Annotated in this window: 7 protein-coding genes; all 7 read left to right on the top strand. The window is 47.9% G+C overall.

The annotated features are described in order from the left end of the window. Positions 1–15: 15 nt before the first annotated feature. Positions 16–543 carry a zf-TFIIB domain-containing protein gene (locus B5D40_RS01685; protein ID WP_073303996.1) on the top strand — a complete coding sequence of 176 codons (528 nt, stop codon included), beginning with the start codon at positions 16–18 and terminating at the stop codon, positions 541–543. Continuing rightward, a complete protein-coding gene (locus tag B5D40_RS01690; protein ID WP_078775513.1) occupies positions 543–1,238 on the top strand; it encodes a hypothetical protein in 696 nt (231 codons plus the stop codon). The genes B5D40_RS01685 and B5D40_RS01690 overlap by 1 nt, the downstream gene beginning before the upstream one ends. Further along, positions 1,235–1,990 carry a hypothetical protein gene (locus tag B5D40_RS01695; protein WP_078775514.1) on the top strand — a complete coding sequence of 252 codons (756 nt, stop codon included), beginning with the start codon at positions 1,235–1,237 and terminating at the stop codon, positions 1,988–1,990. The genes B5D40_RS01690 and B5D40_RS01695 overlap by 4 nt, the downstream gene beginning before the upstream one ends. After that, on the top strand, positions 1,948–3,153 hold the full coding sequence (locus B5D40_RS01700) for an AI-2E family transporter (protein ID WP_078775515.1): 1,206 nt from the start codon (positions 1,948–1,950) through the stop codon (positions 3,151–3,153). Before B5D40_RS01695 ends, B5D40_RS01700 begins: the two co-directional genes overlap by 43 nt. 107 nt (positions 3,154–3,260) lie before the next feature. After that, positions 3,261–3,557, top strand: coding sequence for an HU family DNA-binding protein (locus B5D40_RS01705; RefSeq protein ID WP_073303987.1), 297 nt, complete (start codon positions 3,261–3,263; stop codon positions 3,555–3,557). A gap of 315 nt (positions 3,558–3,872) precedes the next feature. Continuing rightward, positions 3,873–4,058, top strand: coding sequence for a hypothetical protein (locus B5D40_RS01710; protein WP_143394183.1), 186 nt, complete (start codon positions 3,873–3,875; stop codon positions 4,056–4,058). Positions 4,059–4,126: 68 nt separating this feature from the next. Next, positions 4,127–5,722, top strand: a complete 1,596-nt coding sequence (locus B5D40_RS01715; RefSeq protein WP_078775517.1) for a biotin attachment protein — start codon at positions 4,127–4,129, stop codon at positions 5,720–5,722. The last annotated feature ends 999 nt before the right edge of the window (positions 5,723–6,721 follow it).

Consider the following 6,721-nt stretch of genomic DNA (forward strand, 5'->3'; position numbering starts at 1 on the left):
TATTTTCTAAAGACGATGAGCAATTGCCCTTTCTGTAAATCCGAAACAAAAAAAGTCGAACTTTCTCGATTGGACTTGCGAATTTGCCCGCATTGCCTGGGAACGTTTTTCCCAAGCGATAAAACAATGGCTTTTCGCAGGGAAATCTACGACAAGACGCGAGTCCTTTGGCTTCAAAAGTTAGAAGAACGCCGAGCAGACTGGATTGAGCCAACAGAAAATACCAGCTGCATTGACCACGGGGAAAAATTGGTGGACGGAAAATTGCCCGATTACGGCATCGCCGGGAAAGTCGCCACTTGCTGCAACATGTTTCAACTGCCCGCTTCGACCATGGCGACCCTTCTCCGTCGAATGGTCGCCTCTCCTTCGGATGGCCTGCTGCTTTCCAAAAAGCCAAAGCACCATTTTGCGTTCATCGTGCAGCTGGGCAAAATTGTCGATAAAATCTTCGGCACGGCCTCCCCGGAAGAAGATCCGTTTGAATCAATGCAATACGAAATGAAGTTCAAGGATATTTTTGAAACGTCTTCGGAGAACTGATGGCGAAAAAACTCGCAATCCTTTCTGTTGCTATCATTTGCGCGTTCGTCGTTTTTGTGCTAGTTCCCAAGCGGGAGTTTTCCATTCCCATTTTTCCCCAGCCGAGCGCGGAACTGCCGATTGTCTATGACGACGTCTCGGACGGAGGTTCGTCTGCAGCAACCGTTCGACGGGTGGATTCCGTTTTGGAATTTCAATGTACTTTGGGAAAGGACACATCGAAAGCGGCGTGGTGCGGCCTGATTTGGACGTTGGATTCCAAAAACTGGCTTCTGGTCGATTCTATCGTGATGGATGTTTTTTCAGAATCCGCTTCGGAACTCGTCATTAAAATTTGGACATTCGACCCCGATGTCACCCAAAAAGATTCACTGGCGACATACCGTCTTCTTTTAAAAGAAATCGCATTGCGAAAAGGGGAAAATCACATCGCACTTCCTTTCTCGGAATTTTATGTTCCCGAATTTTGGTTTCAGCAAAATCAAGCGGACAAGGAACTGGTCCAACGGCATAAGGAGCACGTATCCCATTTTGAAATCACTCTCGGCTGGAATGTAGAACGAGGCAAGCCAATGCGTTTCCGATTTACAAAAATCGCCGCGAAAGGCGTGGGTTCTATGGAGCTTGCGATTTTCTTGTTGGTCTGCGTCGTCATCGTGGTCGCCGCTCTTGGTTTTTTGAAAAAGAAAAAGTGAAAAAGCCCTTGTTAAAATTAACCCTCGCGTATGCGATTTGCGTAATCCTTATCGGATTGTTTTGGGGAGCGTTCGCGACCAAACACATTGTGCTATGGCCGAAAAACGATTCGTTCGGCAAAGCCCGAATTTACAGCGACATCCGGGAAGGCGGATTTTCCACCGCAGAATTTTTTGAAAGCGATAGCGCCCTTGCCGTGCGAATGACCCTGAACTCCGGCATTTATCATCCCCATGCAGGCGTGGAAATTCCTTTAGAATCCGGGCTGCGAGAATTGGCATTGGAAGGTATGGATTTTTCGAATATGGATTCCGTTGTGCTGCGCTTTCGAGCGAGTTCCGACGTTGTTCTTGTTTTAGATGTCGCCGACCCGCAGGTTTCCCGAGCTGGAGATCCCTTAACGTTGCGCCCTTTAAAAATGGATATTCCTGCGACCCGTTTTTATTCGGAAGTCCGCTTGCCGCTTTCCCTTTTGAAGCCGAGCAAAATTTGGTTTGACATCCACGGAATAGAACCGGATTCTTCCCTGTACATGAATCGCGTTGTCCAAGCCGCTGTCGAATCGGGTAAAGGAACCCTTCTCGGCTTCCCGACGGAGATTGAAATTTTGCAATGGGAATTTACAGGTAAGAACCGTTTTGTCATCCGGTTGAGCATCGGACTTTTGATTCTTTTTTCATATCTATATATTGCGGGGGTAAAAAATCGATGGAAAAAAAATCCGACTCTGAAAAAAAAGAAGCTTCGTTAAATACAAAAATCAAACTCAAGTACGTCACGATATTTCTTATCACGGTGTGCTTGTGCGCCCTGCTGTATTACTTGCGCAATGTTCTCGCACCTTTTGTCGGCGCATTTCTTATCGCCTACATTGTAAATCCCGTAGTTGATAAAATCGAAGAATGGACGCGTTTTCTCTTACGCCATCCGAAATTGCGGCGCATTCCAAAACGTTCTGCGCGCATTGTAGCGACAATTGCAACGCTATGTCTGATGGCCGCTGTCGTTACGATTTTCTGCTTGATTTTCATTCCGCAAATCAGCGAAGAATTCAGCCGTTTTGGAAGCCTCATCAAAAAATTCATGTCGGATTCGGTCTGGATCCAGCAGGTGCTTGCGCTATTCCCGTCGGACTGGAGAAATTCCATGCACAATTTTACGGGGCAGCTGCAGCTGCTGGAATCTTTGCAGGACATCAATTTCTGGGAAACCGTGCAGTCGATGATCGGGAAGCTGCTTCCGGGAGCGATGGGGGTTCTTTCGGGAACGGCCTCGGTCGTTTTGACTTTGGTAAGCATTGTATTCATCATTATGTACACCACGTTCTTGATGATGGATATGCCCAAAATCCGTCGAAAAATCCGTTTGCTCGTACCGCTTGACGACTTGAGCAAACCCGATCTTTTGCGCAAAACAAATCGGTTGATGAAAGCGTATTTCCGTAGCCAAAGCCTGGTCGCCATGATTGTCGGAATCCTTTACGCCATCGCCTTTGGCGTTCTCGGTTTTCCGATGGGCGTCGTCTTTGGACTCTTCATCGGGCTTTTGAACATGGTCCCCTACCTTCAAGTGGCCAGTATGCCGATTGCGTTTTTCTTGGGAATTATGTACTCTTTTGACACGGGCATCCCCTTTTGGCAAGTGCTGTTAATTATTGCGGCTATTTACCTTGTAATTCAGGTTGTCGAAGACATGTTCATCATTCCCAAAATCGTAGGAACCGAGATGAATTTGCCTCCAGTCCTCATCCTTCTTTCCATCTCTGTCTGGGGAAAACTCTTGGGATTTATAGGGCTGGTGTGCGCCATTCCGTTCACTTGTATCGTCATCGCTATATTTCAAGAATACGTCGAACATCGGATTTTTCCGAGGCGGCGCGATAAATCTTGGGAAGAGCAAAACGAAAAAACCTAGAAAAATAACGATTCTTTTGAGTTTTTTGCGAAAATCTCTTGATTTGTTGCAAACAAAAAATTATAATAGCTGTATGGAATTCTAAAATCAATTAAGGAGAAAAATCCATGAACAAGCAAGATCTTGTTGAATATGTTCAGAAAGCCGCTAACATTGAAACGAAAGTTGCTGCGACAGCGGCCGTGAACGCCGTTCTCGAAGGCATCTCTGAAGGCATCAAGAAGGGCGGCCCGGTGCAGCTCATCGGCTTCGGAACCTTCAGCGTGAAGGAACGCGGTGCCCGCACTGGTCGCAATCCGCTGACCGGCGAAACAATCAAAATCAAAGCGACGAAGGTTGTTTCTTTCAAGGTCGGTTCGGAACTCAAGGCTACCGCCAAGAAGGCCAAGGTCGCCAAGAAGTAATTCTATAACAACTTTTTAAAAGGACTCGTTTTGGAACAACTCCGAAGCGAGCCTTTTTTATTTAGGGGGTATATATAAAATCCACCCGATTTGCTTGGCTAGGGGTTAATGCCCTTCGGCAGGTTCAGGGACCGGTTGGAAGTTGGGAGTCGGGAGTCGGAACTGATAACCGAGAACTGAAAACTAAGTTCCCCTTGGTGGAAGATTGTCCATAATTCCCTTTTTTATTTATCGGAACAAATAATTCACGCATTGATGGGCCGAAATTTGACAAGTGCCATTTTCTTTTCCAGCAAAAAAATCTATAATAGCAGCATGAAAAAGAAATTATTCTGCGCTTTGTCTTTGATGATGCTGCTCTGGGCAGCAACATTCACCGCTTGCAGCAGCTCTAGTTCATCAAGCGATTCGTCCACCACGGATGAATGTATGGAAAACCCGTCCTCTCCGAATTGCGTTACCGACGAGGACGATTCAACTCCGGATGAGGAATCGCTTTAACATGGATTTTTCGCAATTAAAATAATGGACACTTAGACAGGGAGAAGGATTCTCCCATGGGAACAAATATGAAAAAAATTCTCTTTCAAGATACTTCTTTCCGCGATGGTTTCCAATCCATCTTTGGCGCCCGGGTCTTTACAAAAGACTTCATGCCGGCAGTCGAAGCGGCTGCAGCAGCGGGAATCACGCATTTTGAAGCCGGTGGCGGCGCACGCTTCCAGGCCCTGTATCAAAACTGCGGCGAAGACGCCTTTGACATGATGGATGAATTCCGCAAGACTGTCGGACCGAAAGCCCGTTTGCAGACTCTTGCCCGCGGTATCAATGTGGTGGCACTCGCTCCGCAACCCTATGATATGATCGATCTCCATGCCAAGATGTTCAAGAAGCACGGCATGACCCGCATCCGTAACTTCGATGCGCTGAACGATGTAAACAACCTCATTTATTCCGGCAAGTGCATTACCGATGCAGGGCTTGAACACGAAGTTGTCGTCACGATGATGGAACTCCCGCTCGGGTGCAAAGGCGCTCACGATCCGGAATTTTACGAGAAAGTGCTGAAGAACATTTTGGATGCAGGCGTTCCGTTCGCTTCCGTGTGCTTCAAGGATGCTTCTGGAACCGCAAATCCGATGAAGGTTTATGAAACTTTCAAACGCGCTCGCAAACTGCTTGGCGAAGGGGTCGAACTCCGCATCCACTCTCACGAGACTTGCGGCACGGGCCTTCGTCAATATCTGGCAGCCATCGAAGGTGGTGCCGACGGCGTGGATCTCGCGCGCACTCCGCTTTCCGGCGGAACTTCCCAGCCGGATCTCTTCTCGATGTTCCATGCGTTGAAGGGCACGGACTATGCACTCGCTCTCGGCGAAGACGGCATTGTCGATGAAAACGCCATCCCCAAATTGATGGAAGCAAACAATGTCGCCGTGGAATGCCTGAAAGACTACAACTTCCCGCCGGAATCTCGCCAGATTTCTTCGGACGTCATTTTCTCTCCGATGCCGGGTGGCGCTCTGACGGCAAACACGCTGATGATGCGCGAAACGAAAACATTCCATCTGTATCCGCAGGTGATTGCCAACATGAGCGAATGCGTCCGTCGTGGCGGATTTGCCTCTTCCGTGACACCAGTTTCCCAGTATTACTTCCAGCAGGCGTATATCAATACGGTAAATAAGAGCAAGGGCTTGGATACTTGGGCCAAAATTACCGAAGGCTACGGCAACATGATCCTCGGCTATCTTGGCAAAACTCCGTGCGAACCGGATGCCGAACTCGTAAAAATCGCAGCCGACCAGATGAAAAAGAAACCGTTTGCTGAAGCCCATCCGGGCGTCAAGTGCGCTGCGGAAATCATCGAACCGGGCATTCCTCAAGCGAAGAAACTCCTTGAAGAAAACGGCCTGCCGGTAACGGACGAAAACATCTTTATCACAGGATGTCTTCAGACGAAAGGCGGCAACAAGGGTATCGATTTCCTCAAGGGCAACCGCCATATCGGCGTTCCCAAGAAGGACCCGAATGCGGCTCCGGTCGCAGCAAAGCCCGCTGCAGCCGCCGTCAATACCGCAGGCATGAAAGTGCAAGGAACAAACACCTATCGAGTCGCCTTGAACGGTCAGAGCTGGGACGTCCAGGTCAGCACCCTCAAGTAGATCTCTCCATTTCAAAATGCAACCCCTGCGCAAAGCGCAGGGGTTTGTTTTTTAACCGCTACCGATAGACTTCGTTTCGATTGAACGTTCCATTTCGCATCTGCACATGCAAGTGCTCATTTTCCGTGCCGAAATCTTCACCTCGACAAAGGAATGGCTCCCGATTTCCGCTTGGATTTGTTCAATCGGAGCAATTTTTTCAAAGGGAACTTTTCTTCAAATCAGAATTTTCTTTTTCTCTTACGAACTCTAACAACAGCCCACTAATCACCAATCACTTCTCCCTTGCCACCCTTCGATTAGTTCGACTAGTTCGACAAGCTCACTAACCAGCGGTTACCGAGCTTGCCGAGGTGCACTAACCGGCGGTCCCTGAGCCTGCCGAAGGGCTGGGACCATTTGTCGAAGCACGGTTGCTGAGCTTGTCGAAGCATTCACCAAAGCCATTTTTAGAACAGGCCTAACAGAAATTTTTAACGAAAAATCGACATTCGCCGGAATTGGAAAAAACGCTAGAACACAATTCTTTAGTTTGAAAATCCCAACATCATTTCGCTGGGTAGAAAAGCCGATATGGACATCTATTTTCTCTTTTTTTTAGAAAATTTCAAAAAAGACTTGACAATGTTTTTTTTAGGGACTTATATACAAAACTCCCCCCGATTTGCTTGGTTGGTGCCCTTCGATAAACTCAGGGACCGTCGGTTAGTGAGCTTGTCGAACTAGTCGAACCATGGTTAGGGATTAGGGGTTAGCGACTAGTGATCAGTGATTAGTTGAAAGCTGATAGTCGGAACTGATAACTGATAACCGAGTTCCCCCTTCTCGCTATGACGCAATATCCAATTCCACCCCACAAAACCAAAACTTCCAACCACAAAGCGTGGCGGGGGATAGGGTGAAGGGAAAAGGGGCTGCCCATGAGTCTTAAGAGTTTTACTCTTTTAGACGAATTGTCCCTGGAAGGGAGCCTTTGCAAAAGCGTGCAAGGCTCATGGG

It is taken from the genome of Fibrobacter intestinalis, assembly GCF_900167415.1.
GTDB classification, from domain to species: domain Bacteria; phylum Fibrobacterota; class Fibrobacteria; order Fibrobacterales; family Fibrobacteraceae; genus Hallerella; species Hallerella intestinalis.

Bases quoted from the DNA above. Each gene is read 5' to 3' on its own strand.
- B5D40_RS01685 (WP_073303996.1), top strand. From the start codon at position 16: ATGAGCAATTGCCCTTTCTGTAAATCCGAAACAAAAAAAGTCGAACTT.
- B5D40_RS01690 (WP_078775513.1), top strand. From the start codon at position 543: ATGGCGAAAAAACTCGCAATCCTTTCTGTTGCTATCATTTGCGCGTTC.
- B5D40_RS01700 (WP_078775515.1), top strand. From the start codon at position 1,948: ATGGAAAAAAAATCCGACTCTGAAAAAAAAGAAGCTTCGTTAAATACA.
- B5D40_RS01705 (WP_073303987.1), top strand. From the start codon at position 3,261: ATGAACAAGCAAGATCTTGTTGAATATGTTCAGAAAGCCGCTAACATT.
- B5D40_RS01710 (WP_143394183.1), top strand. From the start codon at position 3,873: ATGAAAAAGAAATTATTCTGCGCTTTGTCTTTGATGATGCTGCTCTGG.
- B5D40_RS01715 (WP_078775517.1), top strand. From the start codon at position 4,127: ATGAAAAAAATTCTCTTTCAAGATACTTCTTTCCGCGATGGTTTCCAA.